At 63.5% G+C, this 18,772-nt stretch carries 21 protein-coding genes and 1 pseudogene; 11 read left to right on the plus strand and 11 right to left on the minus strand.

Annotated features, from left to right (window positions below):
- Positions 1 to 38: 38 nt before the first annotated feature.
- On the minus strand, positions 39 to 1,040 hold the full coding sequence (locus tag B2J77_RS05960; protein WP_058606117.1) for an NADP-dependent oxidoreductase: 1,002 nt from the start codon (positions 1,038 to 1,040) through the stop codon (positions 39 to 41).
- Positions 1,041 to 1,216: 176 nt separating this feature from the next.
- Between B2J77_RS05960 and B2J77_RS05965 the strand changes: the two genes are divergently transcribed.
- The 3 genes and pseudogenes from B2J77_RS05965 to B2J77_RS21835 all read left to right on the plus strand — a co-directional run bounded on the left by B2J77_RS05965 (position 1,217) and on the right by B2J77_RS21835 (position 4,471).
- A complete protein-coding gene (locus tag B2J77_RS05965; protein ID WP_058606116.1) occupies positions 1,217 to 1,978 on the plus strand; it encodes an SDR family oxidoreductase in 762 nt (253 codons plus the stop codon).
- Between the two features lie 1,104 nt (positions 1,979 to 3,082).
- A pseudogene (locus tag B2J77_RS21830) lies at positions 3,083 to 3,610 on the plus strand (HAMP domain-containing protein); the annotation flags it as partial.
- On the plus strand, positions 3,608 to 4,471 hold the full coding sequence (locus tag B2J77_RS21835; protein WP_372239216.1) for a methyl-accepting chemotaxis protein: 864 nt from the start codon (positions 3,608 to 3,610) through the stop codon (positions 4,469 to 4,471). The pseudogene B2J77_RS21830 and the gene B2J77_RS21835, both read left to right, overlap by 3 nt.
- Before the next feature lie 54 nt (positions 4,472 to 4,525).
- On the opposite strand, the gene B2J77_RS05975 is transcribed toward B2J77_RS21835, so the two are convergent.
- Positions 4,526 to 5,716 (minus strand): benzoate/H(+) symporter BenE family transporter, encoded by a 1,191-nt coding sequence (locus B2J77_RS05975; protein ID WP_078478175.1) that lies wholly within the window; start codon positions 5,714 to 5,716, stop codon positions 4,526 to 4,528.
- Positions 5,717 to 5,862: 146 nt separating this feature from the next.
- Here B2J77_RS05975 and B2J77_RS05980 point away from each other — a divergent pair, with 146 nt between their 5' ends.
- Positions 5,863 to 6,465 (plus strand): glutathione S-transferase family protein, encoded by a 603-nt coding sequence (locus tag B2J77_RS05980; RefSeq protein ID WP_078478176.1) that lies wholly within the window; start codon positions 5,863 to 5,865, stop codon positions 6,463 to 6,465.
- A gap of 157 nt (positions 6,466 to 6,622) precedes the next feature.
- Here B2J77_RS05980 and B2J77_RS05985 read toward each other — a convergent pair whose 3' ends face one another.
- From B2J77_RS05985 to B2J77_RS06005, 5 genes are all read right to left on the minus strand, one after another.
- Positions 6,623 to 6,994: a glutaredoxin family protein gene (locus B2J77_RS05985; RefSeq protein ID WP_058639716.1), complete on the minus strand. Its 372-nt coding sequence runs from the start codon at positions 6,992 to 6,994 to the stop codon at positions 6,623 to 6,625.
- Positions 6,995 to 7,055: 61 nt separating this feature from the next.
- Positions 7,056 to 7,601 (minus strand): GTP cyclohydrolase I FolE, encoded by a 546-nt coding sequence (folE, locus tag B2J77_RS05990; RefSeq protein WP_023535356.1) that lies wholly within the window; start codon positions 7,599 to 7,601, stop codon positions 7,056 to 7,058.
- 69 nt (positions 7,602 to 7,670) lie between these two features.
- Complete coding sequence (locus B2J77_RS05995; RefSeq protein ID WP_058639717.1) at positions 7,671 to 8,231, minus strand: Smr/MutS family protein; 561 nt, start codon at positions 8,229 to 8,231, stop codon at positions 7,671 to 7,673.
- Between the two features lie 227 nt (positions 8,232 to 8,458).
- Positions 8,459 to 8,779, minus strand: a complete 321-nt coding sequence (locus tag B2J77_RS06000; RefSeq protein WP_058606111.1) for a hypothetical protein — start codon at positions 8,777 to 8,779, stop codon at positions 8,459 to 8,461.
- A gap of 81 nt (positions 8,780 to 8,860) precedes the next feature.
- Positions 8,861 to 9,451 (minus strand): cysteine hydrolase family protein, encoded by a 591-nt coding sequence (locus tag B2J77_RS06005; protein WP_058639718.1) that lies wholly within the window; start codon positions 9,449 to 9,451, stop codon positions 8,861 to 8,863.
- Between the two features lie 181 nt (positions 9,452 to 9,632).
- Here B2J77_RS06005 and prmB point away from each other — a divergent pair, with 181 nt between their 5' ends.
- Positions 9,633 to 10,541, plus strand: a complete 909-nt coding sequence (prmB, locus tag B2J77_RS06010; protein ID WP_058606109.1) for a 50S ribosomal protein L3 N(5)-glutamine methyltransferase — start codon at positions 9,633 to 9,635, stop codon at positions 10,539 to 10,541.
- Between the two features lie 90 nt (positions 10,542 to 10,631).
- On the opposite strand, the gene B2J77_RS06015 is transcribed toward prmB, so the two are convergent.
- Entirely contained in the window at positions 10,632 to 11,414 is a 783-nt protein-coding gene (locus tag B2J77_RS06015; protein ID WP_078478177.1) for a hypothetical protein, read from the minus strand.
- 63 nt (positions 11,415 to 11,477) lie between these two features.
- The gene (locus tag B2J77_RS06020) at positions 11,478 to 12,437 is read right to left on the minus strand and encodes an alpha/beta hydrolase (RefSeq protein ID WP_078478178.1); all 960 of its coding nucleotides are present in this window, start codon (positions 12,435 to 12,437) and stop codon (positions 11,478 to 11,480) included.
- 180 nt (positions 12,438 to 12,617) lie between these two features.
- On the opposite strand from B2J77_RS06020, the gene aroC reads away from it, so the two are divergent.
- The 3 genes from aroC (at position 12,618) to B2J77_RS06035 (ending at position 15,478) form a co-directional block, all read left to right on the plus strand.
- Complete coding sequence (gene aroC / locus B2J77_RS06025; RefSeq protein ID WP_078478179.1) at positions 12,618 to 13,709, plus strand: chorismate synthase; 1,092 nt, start codon at positions 12,618 to 12,620, stop codon at positions 13,707 to 13,709.
- Positions 13,710 to 13,790: 81 nt separating this feature from the next.
- Positions 13,791 to 14,945 carry an MFS transporter gene (locus tag B2J77_RS06030; protein ID WP_078478180.1) on the plus strand — a complete coding sequence of 385 codons (1,155 nt, stop codon included), beginning with the start codon at positions 13,791 to 13,793 and terminating at the stop codon, positions 14,943 to 14,945.
- A complete protein-coding gene (locus tag B2J77_RS06035) occupies positions 14,942 to 15,478 on the plus strand; it encodes an oxidase (protein ID WP_078478181.1) in 537 nt (178 codons plus the stop codon). The genes B2J77_RS06030 and B2J77_RS06035 overlap by 4 nt, the downstream gene beginning before the upstream one ends.
- A 176-nt stretch (positions 15,479 to 15,654) precedes the next feature.
- Here B2J77_RS06035 and B2J77_RS06040 read toward each other — a convergent pair whose 3' ends face one another.
- Positions 15,655 to 15,927, minus strand: coding sequence for a DUF3509 domain-containing protein (locus B2J77_RS06040; RefSeq protein WP_058605801.1), 273 nt, complete (start codon positions 15,925 to 15,927; stop codon positions 15,655 to 15,657).
- 271 nt (positions 15,928 to 16,198) lie between these two features.
- On the opposite strand from B2J77_RS06040, the gene B2J77_RS06045 reads away from it, so the two are divergent.
- Positions 16,199 to 16,732, plus strand: a complete 534-nt coding sequence (locus tag B2J77_RS06045; RefSeq protein ID WP_058639725.1) for an ankyrin repeat domain-containing protein — start codon at positions 16,199 to 16,201, stop codon at positions 16,730 to 16,732.
- A 60-nt stretch (positions 16,733 to 16,792) separates the two neighbouring features.
- Positions 16,793 to 17,323, plus strand: coding sequence for a hypothetical protein (locus tag B2J77_RS06050; RefSeq protein WP_078478182.1), 531 nt, complete (start codon positions 16,793 to 16,795; stop codon positions 17,321 to 17,323).
- 40 nt (positions 17,324 to 17,363) lie between these two features.
- Here B2J77_RS06050 and B2J77_RS06055 read toward each other — a convergent pair whose 3' ends face one another.
- The gene (locus tag B2J77_RS06055; protein WP_058639734.1) at positions 17,364 to 18,302 is read right to left on the minus strand and encodes a ZIP family metal transporter; all 939 of its coding nucleotides are present in this window, start codon (positions 18,300 to 18,302) and stop codon (positions 17,364 to 17,366) included.
- A gap of 130 nt (positions 18,303 to 18,432) precedes the next feature.
- Between B2J77_RS06055 and B2J77_RS06060 the strand changes: the two genes are divergently transcribed.
- A complete protein-coding gene (locus B2J77_RS06060) occupies positions 18,433 to 18,624 on the plus strand; it encodes a PLDc N-terminal domain-containing protein (RefSeq protein WP_023535355.1) in 192 nt (63 codons plus the stop codon).
- The last annotated feature ends 148 nt before the right edge of the window (positions 18,625 to 18,772 follow it).

Genomic DNA, 18,772 nt, shown 5'->3' on the forward strand with positions numbered 1-18,772 from the left:
TTGAATCGGAACCTGATAGGCGTGCGTCTAGTGCGTCATTACACCTTCAACACCAGCTTGCCAAAGTTTTGCCCGTTGAACAGTTTCAACAGGGTGTCTGGGAAGGTTTCCAGGCCGTCCACCACGTCTTCCTTGCTCTTGACCTGCCCATTGGCCAGCCAGCCGGCCATTTCTTTGGCCGCTTTGCCGTAATCCTTGGCGTGGTCCATCACCACGAAGCCTTCCATGCGCGCACGGTTGACCAGCAGCGCCAGGTAGTTGGCCGGGCCTTTGACCGCTTCCTTGTTGTTGTACTGGCTGATCGCGCCACAGATCACGATGCGCGCCTTGAAGTTGATGCGCGTCAGCACCGCATCCAGGATCTCGCCCCCAACGTTGTCAAAGTACACGTCCACACCTTTCGGGCATTCGCGCTTAAGGCCCGCCTGTACGTCCTCGGCCTTGTAGTCGATGACGCCGTCAAAGCCCAGTTCATCTTTCAGGTACTGGCATTTCTCGGCACCGCCAGCGATACCCACGACGCGGCAGCCCTTGATCTTGGCAATCTGCCCGGCAATGCTGCCCACCGCCCCCGCGGCGCCGGAGATCACCACGGTGTCGCCGGCTTTGGGCTGGCCCACTTCCAGCAAGGCAAAGTACGCCGTCATGCCGGTCATGCCCAGGGCCGACAGGTAGCGGGGCAGGGGGGCAAGGCTCGGGTCGATTTTCTGCAGGTTCTGGGGCTCGCCGGTGAAGTAGTCCTGCACACCCAATGCGCCGTTCACATGGTCGCCAGGCTTGAAGTCCGGGTGGTTGGACGCAACCACTTCGCCCACGCCCAGGGCGCGCATCACCTGCCCCAAGGCAACCGGCGGGATGTAGGACTTGCCCTCGTTCATCCAGCCGCGCATGGCCGGGTCAAGGGAAAGGTACAGGTTGCGCACCAGCACCTGCCCTTCACCGGGTTGTTCGGCAGGCACGGTCTCGAACTTGAAGTCTTCACGCGTTACCGCCCCAACCGGGCGTTTGACGAGCAGGAAGCGGCGATTGGTCTGGGTCATGACGGGTCCTTGAAGAATAGAATAGGCACAAGAGGATAAATCTACCTTGTTGATGAAAGCAGGTCCTCAACATCACTGACAAGCATGGTCCTATAAATGTCCATGTGATGATGCTGCCGGCCTTACCAGCGGCTGGCTATGCTCGTGTGCCTCACAGGCCCTGACAGGAGCGCGGCATGAGCATGAGTTTTTCGGGCCAGGTAGCACTGGTCACCGGGGGCGGGGCAGGCATCGGCCGGGCAACGGCGCTGGCCTTTGCCTGCGAGGGCCTGAAGGTGGTGGTCGCCGACCTCGATGCAGTGGGTGGCGAGGCCACGGTCGGGCAGATTCGGGCCGCTGGCGGCGAGGCGTTGTTCATCGCTTGCGATGTGACCTGTGACGACCAGGTCCGCCAACTGCACGAGCACCTGATCGCCGCCTATGGCCGCCTGGACTATGCCTTCAACAATGCGGGTATCGAGATCGAGCAGGGCAAGCTGGCCGACGGCAGCGAGGCGCAGTTTGACGCCATCATGGGCGTTAACGTCAAGGGGGTGTGGCTGTGCATGAAATATCAGCTGCCGCTGCTGCTGGCCCAGGGCGGCGGCGCTATCGTCAATACCGCCTCGGTGGCGGGGTTGGGCGCGGCGCCTAAGATGAGCATCTACAGCGCGTCCAAGCATGCCGTGATCGGGTTGACCAAGTCGGCCGCCATCGAATATGCCCGCAAAGGCATCAGGGTCAATGCCGTGTGCCCGGCCGTGATCGATACGGACATGTTCCGCCGGGCCTATGAAGCCGACCCCCGCAAAGCCGAATTCGCGGCCGCCATGCACCCGGTAGGACGCATCGGCACCGTGGCCGAAATCGCCAGCGCGGTGTTGTACCTGTGCAGCGATGGTGCGGCGTTTACCACTGGGCATTGCCTGACGGTGGATGGAGGGGCTACGGCGATTTGAATGGGTGTGGCTGTGGTGGATGAAGCCCAAAGGCTGTCAGGGTCTGAGCACTCGTTCTGAACAGGCATTATCACGCTGACATCCTGGGGCCGCTGCGCGGCCCATCGCGGCACAAGGACCGCTCCCACAAAAGCGAAATTTACAGGCCACCGAGCCCCGTGTGCGGCCTGGCGCCGCGCTGGACGCACTCATGCAATTACCCAATCTACCAGCCCCCGCGTCCCCCCGGGTGGGAGCGGCCTTGCCGGGGCGCCGGACCGGCCGCGATGGGCCGCGCAGCGGCCCCAAGTTCTCCGCCCCAAGCCGCAAATCTTGACCCCCTCGCGCACCTCCAGCCTGCCACCGTCATCCCCCTCCACCCACCACCGTCGTTGCCAGACAACATCCCGCCACTCATCCCTCCCTTTCACACGTAAGACGACTCCTACAAATCCATTACCGACACCCTCATAGCTATTTGACACTATTCTGACGTCAGGCCCTTGTTCAGGGGTTGGCAACGTTGCCACCCTTGGCTATCGGGATAACCTGACACCCACAAGGGGAATCGGCATGGGCGCGAGCAAGCACGGTGTGTTGGCCAACCTGGGCATGGCCCGCAAACTCGCGCTGGGTTTCACCCTGGTGTTGCTGCTGACCCTGGCGGTGGCTGCCATCGGCATCGCGGCGTTGCACAGTGTGGGGCAGCGCTTTGACAGCCTGCGCGAGCTGGCACAATTCAACACCGACCTGTTGCGCTTGCGCCAGCACGAACAGGCATTCGCACTGCGCTCCGACATCAAACAAGCTGAAGCCTTGCGCGCCGGGTTGCAAGGGTTGCTCGAACGCGCCCGTGCACTGCCGGCCCTGGCCGCAGCCGAACCCGAGCTGGCCGCCTATGGCCAGGCATTCGAAGCATTCGTCGGCGCAGTACAGGCCAAGGAACTGGCGCTCGACACCGCCAGCTGGTCGGTCTCAAGCGTTGCCAACAACCTCGACGTGCTGCAGTCCGGCCTGGCGGATGACGGGGTGTATACCCTCAAGCAATCGCAAGGCCAGCAGGGCGGTGAGTTCCTGGAACAGGCCGCGCAGGTGGCGCAGGTCTCGCGGTTGATGCTCCAGGCCATGGATGAAGCCCGGGTACGCCTTGAGAAAAGCCGCAAGGGCGAAGACGATGTCAGCCAGGCGCGCACCGCGCAAACGGTCGAGGCTGCCAGCCTGGTGGGCCAGTTGCAGGCGGCGGTCACCGACAGTGGCTATCAGAGCGTACTCAACGAGGTAGCGGGGCACATTGGCAGCTTCTCCGAAAAACTCAATGAATACACCGACCAACTGGCCAGCGAACAAGGGCTCAAGGCGCAGTTGCAGGCCTCGGCCGAGCACGTCACCAGCCGCGTCGATCAGGCCTACCTCAGTGAAGAGCACGTGCTGCAAGGTGACCTGCAGCGCAACACGGTGGCCATCGCCATCGCCACCGCGCTGGCCTTGCTGGTGGGCGTGCTGGCCGCCTGGCTGATCACCCGCGCCGTGGTTGGCCCGCTCAAGCACGTGATTGCCCGTGCACAGCGCATTGCCGACGGCGAACTGGCCTTCGAACCCGTCGCGCCTCGCCGCGATGAAGTAGGACAACTGACGCAGGCCATGCAGCAGATGGCCGCAGGCCTGTCGGGCATCGTCAGCGGTTTGCAACAAGGCATCGAGCAATTGGCCGGCAACGCCCAGGCGCTGTCGGCCGTGACCGAGCAGACCAACCGCGAAGTCGGCAGCCAGAAGGAAGAGACTGAGCAAGTGGCCACGGCGATGCAACAGATGACGGCCACCGTGCACGATGTGGCGCGCAATGCCGAGGAAGCCGCGCAAGCGGCGCAGGCTGCGGACGAAAAGGTCGATTCGGGCCAGCATGTGGTGCGCCAGAGCATGCAGCGCATCGAGCAGTTGGCCGCCGCGGCCGAAACCGCCAGCGCGAGCATTGAAAGCCTCAGCTCTGAGATCCATACCATTGGCGATGTGCTCGAAGTCATCAAGAGCGTGGCCGAGCAAACCAACCTGCTTGCCCTCAACGCGGCCATCGAAGCGGCCCGTGCCGGCGAGCAGGGGCGCGGCTTTGCGGTAGTGGCCGATGAGGTGCGTGCACTGGCCAGGCGCACGCGCCAGTCCACCGAGCAGATCGAAACCCTGGTGGCCAGCCTGCGCGGCAATGCGCAGCAGTCCGTCGCGCAGATTCGCGGCAGCACCGAGCTGGTGCGCCTGGCCGTGGCCGATGCCCTGCACACCGAAAGCGCACTGGGCAGTATTGCCGCCGCAGTATCGTTGATTCAGCAGATGAACCAGCAAATCGCTGCCGCCGCCGAACAGCAAAGCTCGGTCGCTGAAGAAATCAGCCGCAGCGTCACCCAGATTCGTGGCAGTGCCGACCAGGCCGCACTGGCCATGCAGGACAGCGCCCGGTCCAGCGTCGAGCTGGCGCAGTTGGGCACCGACCTCAAGGGCATGGTCGGCCATTTCAGGCTGTGATCGGGCCAGCCTGGCAGGGCGCCGCCAGCGCGGCGCCTGCCATCGGCGGTTGTCTTACGCTTTGCGTGGGTTGAGGATCAGCAGGGCCAGTACACCGGCCACAATGCCCCAGAAGGCCGAACCGATTGAGAACAGCGTCAGCCCCGAGGCCGTGACCATGAAAGTGATGACGGCCGCTTCACGCTCGCGTGCTTCACTCATGGCTACCGTCAGGCCATTCATGATCGAACCAAACAGGGCCAGGGCCGCGATCGACAGCACCAGTTCCTTGGGCAAGGCCGCGAACAACGCCGCCAGCGTCGCCCCGAACACGCCGGCAACTCCGTAGAACACGCCGCACCATACGGCCGCGGTGTAGCGCTTGCTTGGGTCTTCGTGGGCATGCGGCCCGGTGCAGATGGCCGCGCTGATGGCAGCCAGGTTCACCCCGTGCGAGCCAAACGGGGCCAGCAGCAACGAAGCCAGGCCGGTGGCTGAAATCAATGGAGAGGCCGGTACCTGGTAGCCGTCAGCCCGCAGCACGGCAATGCCCGGCATGTTCTGCGAGGTCATTGCCACCACAAACAGCGGAATGCCGATGCTGATGGTGGCTGCCAGCGAAAAGTGCGGCGTGGTCCACACCGGCGTTGCCATTTCCAGCGCGAAGCCACTGAAGTCCAGCAGCCCCAGGGCGCCGGACAGGGCCGTGCCCACCAGCAGCGCGGCCAGTACGCAGTAGCGCGGTGACAGGCGCTTGACCAGCAGATAGCTGAAGAACATGCCCAGCACCAGCAAGGTACGGTGCTGGGCGGCGACGAAGATCTCGCTGCCGATCTTGAACAGAATGCCGGCCAGCAGCGCCGATGCCAGCGAGGCAGGAATACGCTTGATCAGGCGCTCGAAGCTGCCGGTCAGCCCACAGACCAGCACCAGCGCTGCACAGGTGATGTAGGCGCCGATGGCCTCCCCGTAGCTCACCCCGCCAAGGCTCGTGATCAGCAGCGCCGCGCCGGGCGTGGACCAGGCCACCGTCACGGGCGTGCGGTAGCGCAGGGACAGGCCGATGCTGCAGACCGCCATGCCGATCGACAGCGCCCAGATCCACGAGGATATCTGCGCAGTGGTCAGGCCAGCCGCTTGCCCGGCCTGAAACATCAGCACCAGCGAGGAGGTGTAGCCGGTGAGCATGGCGATGAAGCCTGCGACCACCGCCGAGGGCGAGGTATCTGCCAGGGGGCGAAGGCGAGCGGAGGTGGCATCGGTCATGAAAAAATCCTTGTAAGGGTATACGCCGTGGTTATCAGACTAACGCCAGGCGAGGTGACAGCAGCGATACAGCGATCATTGCTTTTAACCGTACAGTCGTTAACTATCAGGCGCTCTGGTATGACGGCATTGCAGGGGTAGGGGTGATGTACAAGGTTTACGGCGATTATCAATCGGGTAACTGCTACAAGGTCAAGTTGATGCTCAGCCTGTTGGAGCGGCCTTATGAGTGGCACCCGGTGGACATCCTCAAGGGCGAGACCGAGACGCCCGAGTTCCTGGCCATGAACCCCAACGGCAAGGTGCCGGTGTTGCAGCTCGAGGACGGCAATTACCTGTGGGAATCCAATGCCATCCTTAACTACCTGGCCGACGGCAGCGAGTTCCTGCCAGCCGAGCCGCGCCTGCGCACCCAGGTGCTGCAGTGGCAGTTCTTCGAACAATACAGCCATGAGCCGTATATCGCCGTGGCCCGCTTCATTCAGTTCTATCTGGGGCTACCGGATGATCGCGTCGAGGAGTACCGCAAGTTGCACAAGGGCGGCTACAAGGCGCTGCGTGTGATGGAGCGGCAGTTGCTGGTGACCCCGTATCTGGTGGGTGACCAGTATTCCATTGCCGATGTGGCGTTGTATGCCTACACCCATGTGGCGCAGCAAGGCGGTTTCGACCTGACGGATTACCCGGCCGTGCGCGCCTGGCTGGAGCGGGTGAGCAGCCATCCGCGGCATGTGCCGATGGTGGGGTGAGCCACGAGGTCCGGGAGCGGCCTTGCCGGGGCGCCGGACCGGCCGCGATGGGGCGCGTAGCGGCCCCCGGCAATATGAGTTGCGGAGCTGAAATCCTGGGGCTGCTGCGCAGCCCATCGCGGCACGAGGCCGCTCCTACACGATCTCGCTCAGTGACTCAATGCTTACCAAACCGCTCATCCAGGTAAGCAATGATGGCCTTGGACTCATACATCCAGGTCACCTTGCCCGCTTCCTCGATGCGCAGGCATGGCACTTTGATCCGGCCACCGCCTTGCTCCAGGGCCTGGCGGTGCACAGGGTCGTTCTTGGCGTCGCGCAACGCCACCGGCACGTTCAGGCGGTGCAAGGTGCGGCGGGTCTTGACGCAGAATGGGCAGGCATGGAACTGGTAGAGCGCCAAGCCCTTGGCCGCCTCGTCCACGCCGGCCTGGGCTGCTGGGTCGCGCTTGCGCTTGGCCGGGCGGCTGACCCAGTCGCCGAATACGATAAGCTGGCCGAGGCCAACCCGCAGGGCTTTGACGATCATCTACAAACTCCTGAAATGAAAAAGGCCGACCGGCAGGGGTCGGCCTGGGTGACGCAGCCGGTTACTTGATCAGGCTGAGGAACTCGCTGCGGGTGGCCGCGTTGGCGCGGAACTCACCCAGCATCACCGACGTGATCATGCTCGAATTCTGTTTCTCCACACCGCGCATCATCATGCACATGTGCTTGGCCTCGATGACCACGGCAACGCCGGCGGCACCGGTGACCTGCTGTACGGCATCGGCGATCTGGCGGCTGAGGTTTTCCTGGATCTGCAGGCGACGGGCGTACATGTCGACGATACGCGCCACTTTCGACAGGCCCAGCACCTTGCCCTTGGGCAGGTAGGCCACGTGGGCCTTGCCGATGAAGGGCAGCATGTGATGCTCGCACATCGAATACAGCTCGATGTCCCGGACCAGCACCATTTCGCTGTTGTCGGAACTGAACAACGCGTTGTTGGTCACTTCTTCCAGTGTTTGCTCATAACCGCGGCAAAGATACTTCATCGCCTTTGCAGCCCGCTTGGGCGTGTCGAGCAGGCCCTCACGGGAGACGTCCTCGCCAATCTGGCTGAGGATCTCGGTGTAGTTCTGTTCCAGGGACATGGATCTACCTGTGGGAAAAATCGCAAAAACGAAGGTTACGGCGGCAAGGGCGGCGCTGCAAGCGCGGCGTTACTCGTCGCGGCCTTCGAGCATGGTTCGCTTGAGCATCACATAGACGGCGCCGGTGCCCCCGTGGCGGGCACTGCAGGAGGCAAAGCCGAGCACTTGCGGGTGCTGGCGCAGCCAGGTGTTGACGTGGCTCTTGATCATGGGGCGCTTGCCATCCAGGCGTGCCGCTTTGCCGTGGGTGACCCGCACGCAGCGTACTTCCAGGCGGGTCGCTTCGGCGATGAAATCCCAAAGTGTCTCGCGCGCCTTTTCCACGGTCATGCCGTGCAGGTCAAGGCTGCCTTCGAACGGTATCTGCCCAAGCTTGAGCTTGCGCAGCTGGGTTTCCTGAACGCCGTCCCGGCGCCACATCAATTCGTCTTCGGCGCCCACGTCGATGACGAACTGGTCGGACATGCCATCGATGACCAACGCCTTGTCGCTGGACACGGTCGCCGACTGGCGCAGGCCGGCCAGCTTCTGGCGATCGGTCTTGGGCTTGCCGACCTCGGCACGGTCGTGCGTGATCGGCTTGACGCCGCGCACTTCGGCCTTGAACAGGGAAAAATCGTCGTCTTGCATGATGCCTCCACGTGGGCGGCGTAGTTTACGCGAGTGCGCGGCGGTGTGCAGCCATGGTGGTTAGGTGGGGAAGGGGGACGGTGGACTACTGTAGGAGCGGCCCTTGTGCCGCGATGGGGCGCGCAGCGGCCCCGGCGATATAGGTTGCCAAGCTGAAATCCTGGGGCCGCTGCGCGCCCCATCGCGGCACAAGGCCGCTCCTACAGGGGGCAGCGTTTGCAGGAACCTCACTCATGCTTTTTCATCAAGTGAGGCGACATGTTCAGCTCCCGAGCCCGGCGCAGGCGGATGCGGCTCAGGCGCCAGAAGCGTACGCCAAGCCACAGCATCAACAGCCCCACCACCGTCAAGGTGGCGGCAAGCGGCTTGTTGGCGTTGAGTTCGGCCAGGGCAGGGTAGTTGCCCAACAGCCCGGCCACGCCAGCCATGGCCAGCAACACACCGAGGGTGGCCAGCAGCGCGGACAGCGCAGCACCCAGGCGTGCGCCCCAGCTGCGCGGTTGGCGCGGGCGCAGGCGCTTGGCGTCGATACTGCCTTTGAGCTTCATCCTGCTCTCCTGTAGGGGTGTGAGCCCTTCGACCCACAATCACACCTCCGGTTCCTGCCTGCCGCCACCCACGTGATCGGGTCAGATCAGGCTGGCCGTCGGCGCCACGCACGCGAAGTTGTCGGCCATCACGGCCATTTCACACCGGTGAATCTGCGCCGCTGGAATCACTTGGTCGTTAAAAGCCAGGTCACGGGTGGCCGACGCATCTTCCACCAGGGTGCACCGGTAACCATAATCCTTGGCACGGCGCACGGTGGTGCTGACGCTGGAGTGGCTCATGAAGCCGCAGACGATCAGGTCGAGATGGCCGAGTGCCTGCAACGTCTCGTGCAGTTTGGTGTTCTTGAAGGCATTGGGCATGCGTTTTTCGATCACGGTCTCGCCTTCCAGCGGTTCGAGCCCCGGAATGAACTGACCCGCAGGGCCCTGGGGGTCGAAGCGCCCGCCAACGGTGCCCAGATGGCGAACATGGATGATCGGACGGCCGCTCTTGCGCGCGGCATCGAGCAACCTGGCGATGTTGGCCACGGCCTCATCCATGCCCGACAGCGCCAGGGGCCCGGTGAGGTACTCCTTCTGCGCATCAATGATGATCAGGCTGGCTTGGCTCAGCTTGGCCGGCGGGTAATCGCGGCCAGTGAGGCGGAACATCGTGGTTGGAACGGACATCAAGGGCTCCTTGGTATAGGGCTTTTGTGCGCCTATTCTCCCCTGCCTTGGCGACAATGGGAATGGTTGACAACGCAAGTGGCGTGGTTGCTGGCTTGTGGCTACCGTACAGGCGATTGCAGGGAACAAATCCGGGGCCTGGGCTGTTAGACTTTCGACCAGTCTGAATTAGGAGTTTCCCGTGATCACATCCCGTCTGCGCACGCTGCGCGACTATATCCGTTGGGCGGTCAGCCGCTTCCATGAGCACGACCTGTTCTTCGGCCATGGTGCCGACAACGCCTGGGATGAAGCCCGGTTGCTGGTGCTGGGGGCGGTCCACCTGCCGTTCGAGGTGGCCGACAGCTACCTGGACTGCATGCTCGAGGATGCCGAGCGCGTACAGCTGCAGCACTTGCTCAAGCGCCGCATCGAAGAACGGGTACCCACCGCCTACCTGCTGGGCGAGGCCTGGTTCTGTGGCATGTCGTTCATCGTCGATGAGCGCGTGCTGGTGCCGCGCTCTCCCATTGGCGAACTGCTGGAAAAGCGCCTTGAGCCGTGGCTGGGCGCTGAGCCAGGCCGCATTCTGGACCTGTGCACCGGCTCCGGCTGCATCGGGATCGTCGCCGCCGACGTCTTCCCGCAGGCCGAGGTGGTGCTGGCCGACCTGTCGTTCGAAGCGCTCGAAGTGGCCAACCAGAACATCGAGCGCCATGGCCTCGATGGCCGGGTGTACACCGTGCAGGGCGACGGTTTCGAAGGGCTGCCGGGCCAGCGCTTCGACCTGATCCTGTCCAACCCGCCGTACGTGGACGCCGAAGACTTCGACGACATGCCGGCCGAATACCACCACGAACCGGAGCTGGGCTTGGCTTGCGGTGCTGATGGTCTGGACTTGGTACGGCGCATGCTGGCCGATGCGGCCGACCACCTGACCGAAAAGGGCTTGCTGATCGTGGAGGTGGGCAACAGCCAGGTTCATGTCGAGGCGCTGTACCCGGAAGTCGATTTCGCCTGGCTCGAATTCGAGCGCGGCGGGCATGGGGTATTCATGCTCACCGCCGAGCAGTGCCGTCAGCATCAGGCGTTGTTCAAAGGCCGCGTCTGAGGGCGCGTGGGCGCAACGGGTGTCAGGCGCCCGTTTCGCCCAACCCGTTTTTAAAACACCTGAGGCCCATGAAACGCCAGGCCCAGGGTTTCAACGCGTGGCGATCCAGATCAGTAGCCCGGCTTGAAACAGTGCAAAGGCCACCAGGCAGGTGATGGTGAACCGCAAGCCGCTGTCTTCGCGCTGGTACTTGGCCACACGCTCATCACGCTCGCGCAAGCGGGCCTCGCCTTCCTGCAACTGCTGGTCTGCCTGCTGCAATAACTGCGCGGCATCGAGAAGGCCCAGGCGCTGCACGCGCTCGCTGTTCCAGCCTACCTCCAGCTGGTCTACCCGGGTCTCGGCCGTTCGGCCCTTGAGCACCTGCCCGTCTTCGTACTGCACCTCAAGGCCTGCCCCGCGCAGGCACTGGTCCCGGCGCAGGCGCGAGTCCTCCTCCAGCGCATCCTTGCTCGGCAGCGCAAAGGCCTCTACCCGGTAATTCGGCCACTTGCGCTGCAGCCACTGGGCGGCCTGGGCCAGCAGGAAGCGGCCCAGGCCGCGATTGACCGGCTCCAGTTGCAGGCCATGCTCATCCCCAAGGCGCACGCACCGCGCCTGATGATCTACGCGTATGTCCACCTGGTTATGGCCCTTGTGCACTTTCTGGCCGGGCAACGCAATCTGCATGCGCAGCAGGCTGTGGGCCGGGTCATGGCGCTCGGCATAGCCGAACTGTACGAAACGCAGGGGTCGGGCGCCGGTTACGCGGTCGCCAGGCAGCGGCGCCAGGCGCAGCAACTGGTGATGCTCGACGGCCAGGTCCGCCCAGGGCAGGGCGGGGGTGTGTTGGGGCTCTTCAGCCGGCTCTGTGGCAGCAGGTGGTGTAGTCATCAGTGCATGTCCTTGGCTATGCACGCTGTATCGGCCGCCGCTGCCCAGACCTGAGCCCGTCGATCAGCCCGGTGGCAACTGGCGAATGAACGTGACGATCTGCTCGCCCAGCTCCCGTGCCAATGGCAACTGCGGGTTCTGGTAGCTCTCGCGCTGTTCGCTCATGTCTTTGGGGCTGATGCGCAGCATGTGGTTCATGCCCTCGATCAGCACCAGGTGAGCATCGGGTTTGGCGTCCTTGAGCTTCTGCGCATCGGCCACGTCCACCTGCACGTCGTTGCGCCCCTGCACGATCAGCGCCGGCATGGGCAGCCGCGCAAACGCGGCTGCCGGGTCCTGCCGGAACAAGGTGATCAGGTAGGGCTGCACGCTGGGGCGAAACACCTGGCGCAGCGGTGCGGGTACGTCCAGGCTGGTCTGGCCGGCTTCCAGGCGGTCAAGCAGGGCACTGCCACGGGCCAGCTGCGCAGGCGGAAGGCGCTCGGCAAGCTGCTCGCGCACCACTTCGGCCATGGGCCTGCCGCTGCCAGCCAGGCTGACCACCGCACTGGCCCCAGCCTGCTCGGCGGCCAGGCTGGCGATCAGCGCACCTTCGCTGTGGCCGATCAGGATCAACGAGCCGAAGCGGGGGTCGGCCTTGAGCTTATGGCCCCAGGCCACCACGTCGGCGACATAACGCTCCACGCTCAAGTCGCGTTCATCGGGCGTAGCCGGTTGGCTGGCGGCCACGCCGCGCTTGTCGTAGCGCACGCTGGCGATATTCGCATTGGCCAGCAGCAAGGCCAGGCGCTTCAAGTTGTCCACGCGCCCGCCAGCCGGGTTGTTGCCGTCGCGGTCAGTGGGCCCGGAGCCTGCGATGATCAGCACCACCGGCGGCGGGGTGTCCTGTTGGGGTAGCAACAGGCTGCCGTGTAATACGCCCTGACCGGTGTCCAGGTCGATCGGGCGGTGCAGAACGGTCGGGGTGGCGGCATGGCAAAGGGTGGTCAACAGCAGGCAAAGCAGGGCAATGAAACGCGGCATCGTGCGCAACTACACAGGGGAGATAGCACTTTGACCTACAGTGGCCGAGGAAGGTTCTAAGCCAGGCCCAAGGCCCCGCATCGCCCGGAACGACGCGCTCGCCAACCGGCCCGCACACGCGGGCAATCCACCTGTATACTGCCGCTTTCCTTCACTTCAGGCAGATCTCGCGGAGCGTCCATGTCCGGCAATACCTACGGCAAGCTGTTCACTGTCACCACCGCTGGCGAAAGCCATGGCCCGGCGTTGGTCGCCATTGTCGATGGGTGCCCGCCAGGCCTTGAGATCTCCCTTGCCGACCTGCAGCGCGACCTGGACCGGCGCAAGCCCGGCACCAGCCGCCATACCACCCAGCGCCAGGAACCCGATGAGGTGGAAATCCTCTCAGGCGTGTTCGAAGGGCGCACCACCGGTTGCTCCATTGGCCTGCTGATCCGCAACACCGACCAAAAGTCCAAGGACTACTCGGCCATCAAGGACCTGTTCCGCCCGGCCCACGCCGACTACACCTATCACCACAAATACGGCACCCGCGACTACCGTGGCGGCGGGCGTAGTTCGGCCCGCGAAACCGCCATGCGCGTGGCTGCCGGCGCCATCGCCAAGAAGTACCTGGCCACCCAGGGCATCACCGTGCGCGGCTACATGAGCCAGCTGGGCCCGATCCAGATCCCTTTCAAGACCTGGGACTCGGTGGAGCAGAACGCTTTCTTCAGCCCCGACCCGAGCAAGGTGCCGGAGCTTGAGGCGTACATGGATCAGCTGCGCCGGGATCAGGATTCGGTAGGCGCCAAGATCACCGTGGTGGCCGAAGGCGTCATGCCGGGCCTTGGCGAGCCGATTTTCGATCGTCTGGACGCCGAGCTGGCCCATGCGCTGATGAGCATCAATGCCGTGAAAGGCGTGGAAATCGGTGCAGGCTTTGCCAGCGTTGCGCAGCGCGGCACCGAGCACCGCGACGAGATGACCCCGCAGGGTTTTCTCAGTAACAACGCAGGCGGCATTCTGGGTGGTATCTCTTCGGGCCAGCCGATCGTTGCCCACCTGGCATTGAAGCCTACCTCGAGCATCACCGTGCCGGGCCGCTCGGTGGACGTGGACGGCAACCCGGTGGACGTCATCACCAAAGGCCGGCATGACCCCTGCGTAGGCATTCGCGCCACCCCAATCGCCGAGGCGATGATGGCCATCGCGCTGATGGATCACCTGTTGCGCCACCGTGCCCAGAACGCCGAGGTGAAGGTGAACACGCCGGTGCTGGGCCAGCTCTGACCCATCTGGGCCTGTTTTCTCGCGGCGGTAGCTCGCGCAGCTGAGTCACCGCCGACAGGCCCTGCTTCCCAAGGCAACCCCATGCAGCCGATACCCTACTGGCGATTGTCCAGTTTCTACCTGTTCTATTTCGCCTTGCTGGGGTCCACGGCGCCGTTCCTGGCGCTGTACTTCGACCACCTGGGCTTTGCGCCCGCGCGCATCGGCGAACTGGTGGCCATTCCCATGCTGATGCGCTGCATAGCGCCCAATCTGTGGGGCTGGCTGGGGGACCGGACCGGGCAGCGCCTACTGATCGTGCGGCTTGGGGCATTGTGCACGCTGGCCACCTTCAGCCTGATCTTCTTCGGCAAGAGCTACGCCTGGCTGGCGATTGTCATGGCCTTGCATGCGTTCTTCTGGCACGCGGTGCTGCCGCAGTTCGAGGTGATTACGCTGGCGCACCTGCATGGCCAGACGTCGCGCTACAGCCAGGTACGGCTGTGGGGGTCGATTGGGTTCATCCTCACCGTGGTGGGGCTTGGGCGCCTGCTCGAATGGCTGAGCCTGGACATCTATCCCGTGGCCCTGGTCCTGATCATGGCCGGTATCGTGGCCGCCAGCCTCTGGGTACCCAATGCCCAGCCCGTCGAGCACGGTGAGCGACACGGGGCCGGGGGTTTTCTCAAGCAGCTGCGCGCCCCTGGAGTCCTGGCGTTCTACGTCTGTGTGGCGCTGATGCAATTGAGCCATGGGCCGTACTACACCTTCCTCACCCTGCACCTGGAGCACCTGGGTTACAGCCGAACGGCCATTGGCCTGCTGTGGGCGCTCGGGGTGGTGGCGGAAGTGGTGATGTTCATGCTCATGAGTCGCCTGTTCGCACGGTTCAGCGTCCGCCGGGTGCTGCTCGCAAGCTTCGTGCTGGCCGCCGTGCGCTGGCTGTTGCTGGGCAATCTGGCAGCGCAGCCGGGCGTACTGGTGGGCGCGCAGTTGCTGCATGCGGCCACTTTCGGCTGCTTTCACGCGGCCAGCATCGCCTTCGTGCAGAGCAGTTTCGGCGCCAGGCAGCAGGGGCAGGGCCAGGCCCTGTACGCTGCGCTGTCGGGTACCGGTGGTGCCCTGGGCGCGTTGTACGCCGGCTATAGCTGGAACATGCTCGGCCCCGGGCTCACCTTTGGTATGGCCAGCGTCGCAGCACTGGCGGCAGCCGTTATCATGGCCTTTCATTCGCAACCCAACAGGACCTTACGATGAGCATCCTCTGCGTATTCGACCCTTCCACCCCGCAGTTGCCCAACAAGGTGCTGACCCATGCCGAAGACATCACGGCAGCACTGGCCGAGCATGGGGTGTCGCTCATGCAGGCCGAGCACGGGCTGCGGGTGCGTCCGGGCACCTTGCACGATGAGATGATGGATGCCTGCCAGGCCCATCTCGATCACATGATGACCACCCACGGTTGCCGGGCCCATGGGGTGATCAACCGTGACGGGGTCGAGGATCAAGGCCCGGACCTGCGCGATGAGCATGTGCTCGATACCGACGAAGTGATCGTCGTGGTGAGCGGACGCGTGCAGGTTGGCCTGCGCCTGGCAGCTGAGGTGTATTCGGTGATGTGCGAGAAGGGCGACCAGTTACGCGTGCCTGCGGGGACGCGGCGCTGGCTTGAGCTGGGGGAGGCGCCGTTTTGCCTGGCGTTCAGGCTGTTTGCAACTGAAGCGGGCAGTCAGCTGACATTTACCGGCGACGCGAGTGCGCGGGCGTTTCTGGGGATAGACGAGTTGTGACCTTGCGCCCGAGGCATGTAATGCCCCTGTAGGGGCGGTCTCGTGCCGCGATGGCCCGCGCAGCGGCCCCAAGATTTCAGCTTCACAGCTCATATCGTTGGGGCCGCGTTGCGGCCTATCGCGGCACGAGGCCGCTCCCACCTTGAATTTGGTCGCTTTCGGGGGCAGTGCAAGAATCAGCGATAAGTCGGCAATGCAAAACGCTGCTGGCTCTGCAACATCGAGATCACTGGCAACTCGCTGGCTTGTTCGGCCAAGTCGCGGCGAATGGCGCTGATGGCCCAGGACAATTGCTCGGCGCTGTGCAGTTGGGTGTAGGTCAGTACACGGCGGGTAACCTTGCCGTCGGCCGCACGCAGAGTCAGCAAGATGCCGCCGTCAGGACGTGATTGAGTCGCGACTTGGTAAGCAGGGAACACCGAGACGAATTTTTCCTGGATAAGGTTCATGACTACTCCTGACAAGGTGTGTGGCAATCGATGTCTAGATAGATTGCAGCGACCGTGCCAGAAACTGAGTGTAGGAAAAATCCAGTTAAATCAGGGGGTTGGACTACATTTAGAGAATGCCTTCCGTGCAAGCTGCAAGGTCATGCATTTTGCACAGTGCATTTTGCACGGCAAGCCAATCAACGCTATGGGCTCGATAGAAACGGAACCTTTGACGCGCAGGAAGGGCCTGACAAACACTTGGGCAACGATTTCTACCAGGAGGTTCCTTATGTCCACCCAGACTGCGTCCGCTCAGCCTGCTCAAATGTCTACCGATGAAGCGGCTGCTTTTGCCGCACAAGTGTTCGACAAGGCCCGTCAAGGCGATGCCCAGATGCTGGAGCGCCTGCTGCAAAGCGGTCTGCCGGTGAACCTGCGTAATCACAAGGGCGACACCCTGCTGATGCTGGCCAGCTACCACGGCCACCATGACGCCGTTCAGGTGTTGCTCAACCACGGGGCCGATCCGCTCATTGCCAACGACAACGGCCAGCTCCCCATCGCCGGTGCCGCTTTCAAAGGGGACATGGCCATGATCCGCCTGTTGCTGGAAAACGGTGTACCGGTCGATGCCGCTGCCCAGGATGGACGCACGGCCCTGATGTTGGCCGCCATGTTCAACCGTGTAGAGATCCTTGAGTACCTGCTGGCCCAGGGTGCCAACCCTGCCTTGCAGGATGTGCGCGGTGCAAACGCACTGATGGCAGCCCAGACCATGGGCGCCGTGGACGCCACCGCACGCCTGCAAGCGCTGGCAGGCTAACCGGCAGGGGGCGTTTGCGGCTATCCTTGGCGACTTTGCCATCGCCACAGGCCCCCCTTCATGAAAACTCAGTTGCTCGAATTCATCCGCCTTATCAGCGCAGGCTGCCTGCGCGAAGAAGACATCGAGCGCATTGCCGACGAGGCTGCCCAGGCCTACGCCGACCCCGCCGCTTTCCTGGCCGCCAACCCCGACATCAACTACGACGACAGCTTTCCCATCCCACTGGGCGAGTGGGTAGTACTCGGCAGCCTGCCTGACACCGTGGTATTCCAGGCTGACACCTATCAGGAGCTGTTCCAGCAGATCAGCGACTCGTTCGACAAGAGCGTGCCGTTCACCCTCAAGCCCAAGCAGCTGGCACGCACCGAGCCGCTCGTGGCGCTCAACCGTATCCAGGTGCAGATGGGGGCGCTCAACAAGGAAGCCGGTGGCTACGTGCTGCTCGATTTCAGCCAATTGCTCGATGATGAGCTGCAGATGGTCATGGTTGGCCAGCATGACCTAGAGCGGGTCCAGGCGCTGGCCGCTGAACTTGGCATCAAGGCCGAGCCCGCCCTGGAGGCCCTGAAGGTCGCCCTGCACGTCTGAGCGCGTCGTACGCGGCCCTGGCAGGCGGGCAACGGCGCTGTCAACCTAATGCGGTGTCCAGGAACATCATCACCGCGAAACCGCCCATCAAGCCGAGCGTGGCGGAGGTCTGGTGGCCGTGACGGTGGGTTTCGGGAATGACCTCGTGGCTCACCACGAAGATCATCGCCCCCGCCGCCAGTCCCATGCTGATAGGGTAGGCCACGGCAAAGCCGGTGGAAATGCCCAGCCCGATGACCGCGCCCAATGGCTCCATTACTCCTGAACCAATGGCCACCAGTGCGGCCTTCAGGTTGGACAGCCCGGTCGCCCGCAGCGCCAGCGCCACGGCCAGGCCCTCCGGGATGTCCTGAATGGCGATGGCGGTGGTCAGCGGCAGGCCGATGTTCATGTCGCCGTTGGTGAAGCTCACCCCGATGGCCATGCCCTCGGGCAAGTTGTGCAGGGTAATGGCCAGCACGAACAGCCAGACCCGGCTGAACCGTTCGGTTTCCGGCCCCACCACGCCGACGCGTTCATGCTCGTGCGGCGTGAAACGGTCCAGGCCCAGCATCAGCAGCACGCCCAGCCCCATGCCGACGACCACGATGAAGGCCGCACCCGGCCCACTGCCGGTGATCTCCCGCGCCGCGTCCAGACCCGGCAAAATCAGCGAAAAAGAACTGGCTGCCAGCATCATGCCGGCAGCGAACCCCAGCATCACGTCCTGGTTACGGCTACTGACATCACGCAACACCACGGCCAGCACAGCGCCCAACGCGGTGGCGCCAAAGCCGGACAGGCCCCCGAGCGCGGCCAGGTGCAGGTTTTCGGAATGATCGCCGTTGACCGCATTCCACAGGCTCGCACCCAGCAGAATCACGACGGCCATCAGGCTCAGCGCAAGGCCTGCACCGACCCAGGGATTGTTGGCTATCTGTTGTCGCCACACGCTGAACGGCGAGGGCGGGGTGGCGCTGTGGCTGTGGGCAGGTGGCATGCAGAACCTCTGATCGGAATGTCGATGCATCATAGGCAGTGACCTGCAGGCGGCGCCAAGGATTCCCTTCTATTGAACCGATAGAGGGCTATGCTATGCAGCAATACACTCATCAACTGGAGTACGCGGTATGGGATCGATGTTCAACAGCCTCGTAGGTCTGATCATTCTTGCCCTGGATATCTGGGCCATCATCAACGTCTACAAGAGTGACCGCGAAGTGGGGGTCAAGGTGTTGTGGATTCTTCTGATTGCCCTGCTGCCGGTCGTGGGGCTGGTGATTTGGGCCATTGCCGGGCCGCGCGGCACAGGCCGGCTCTGAAACCAGCACTCTGTGCCCCCATGGCGCCAGAGGCAATCCAGGCCGTGACAAAATTTTCACAATGAATTAAACAGAATCCGCACCCGCACAATGCTGCGCTGGTCTTGCGCCAGCGCCTTCTTCGCAAACCGCATTTCTAGGACCTTCC

The sequence above is a fragment of the Pseudomonas parafulva genome, assembly GCF_002021815.1.
GTDB classification, from domain to species: domain Bacteria; phylum Pseudomonadota; class Gammaproteobacteria; order Pseudomonadales; family Pseudomonadaceae; genus Aquipseudomonas; species Aquipseudomonas parafulva_B.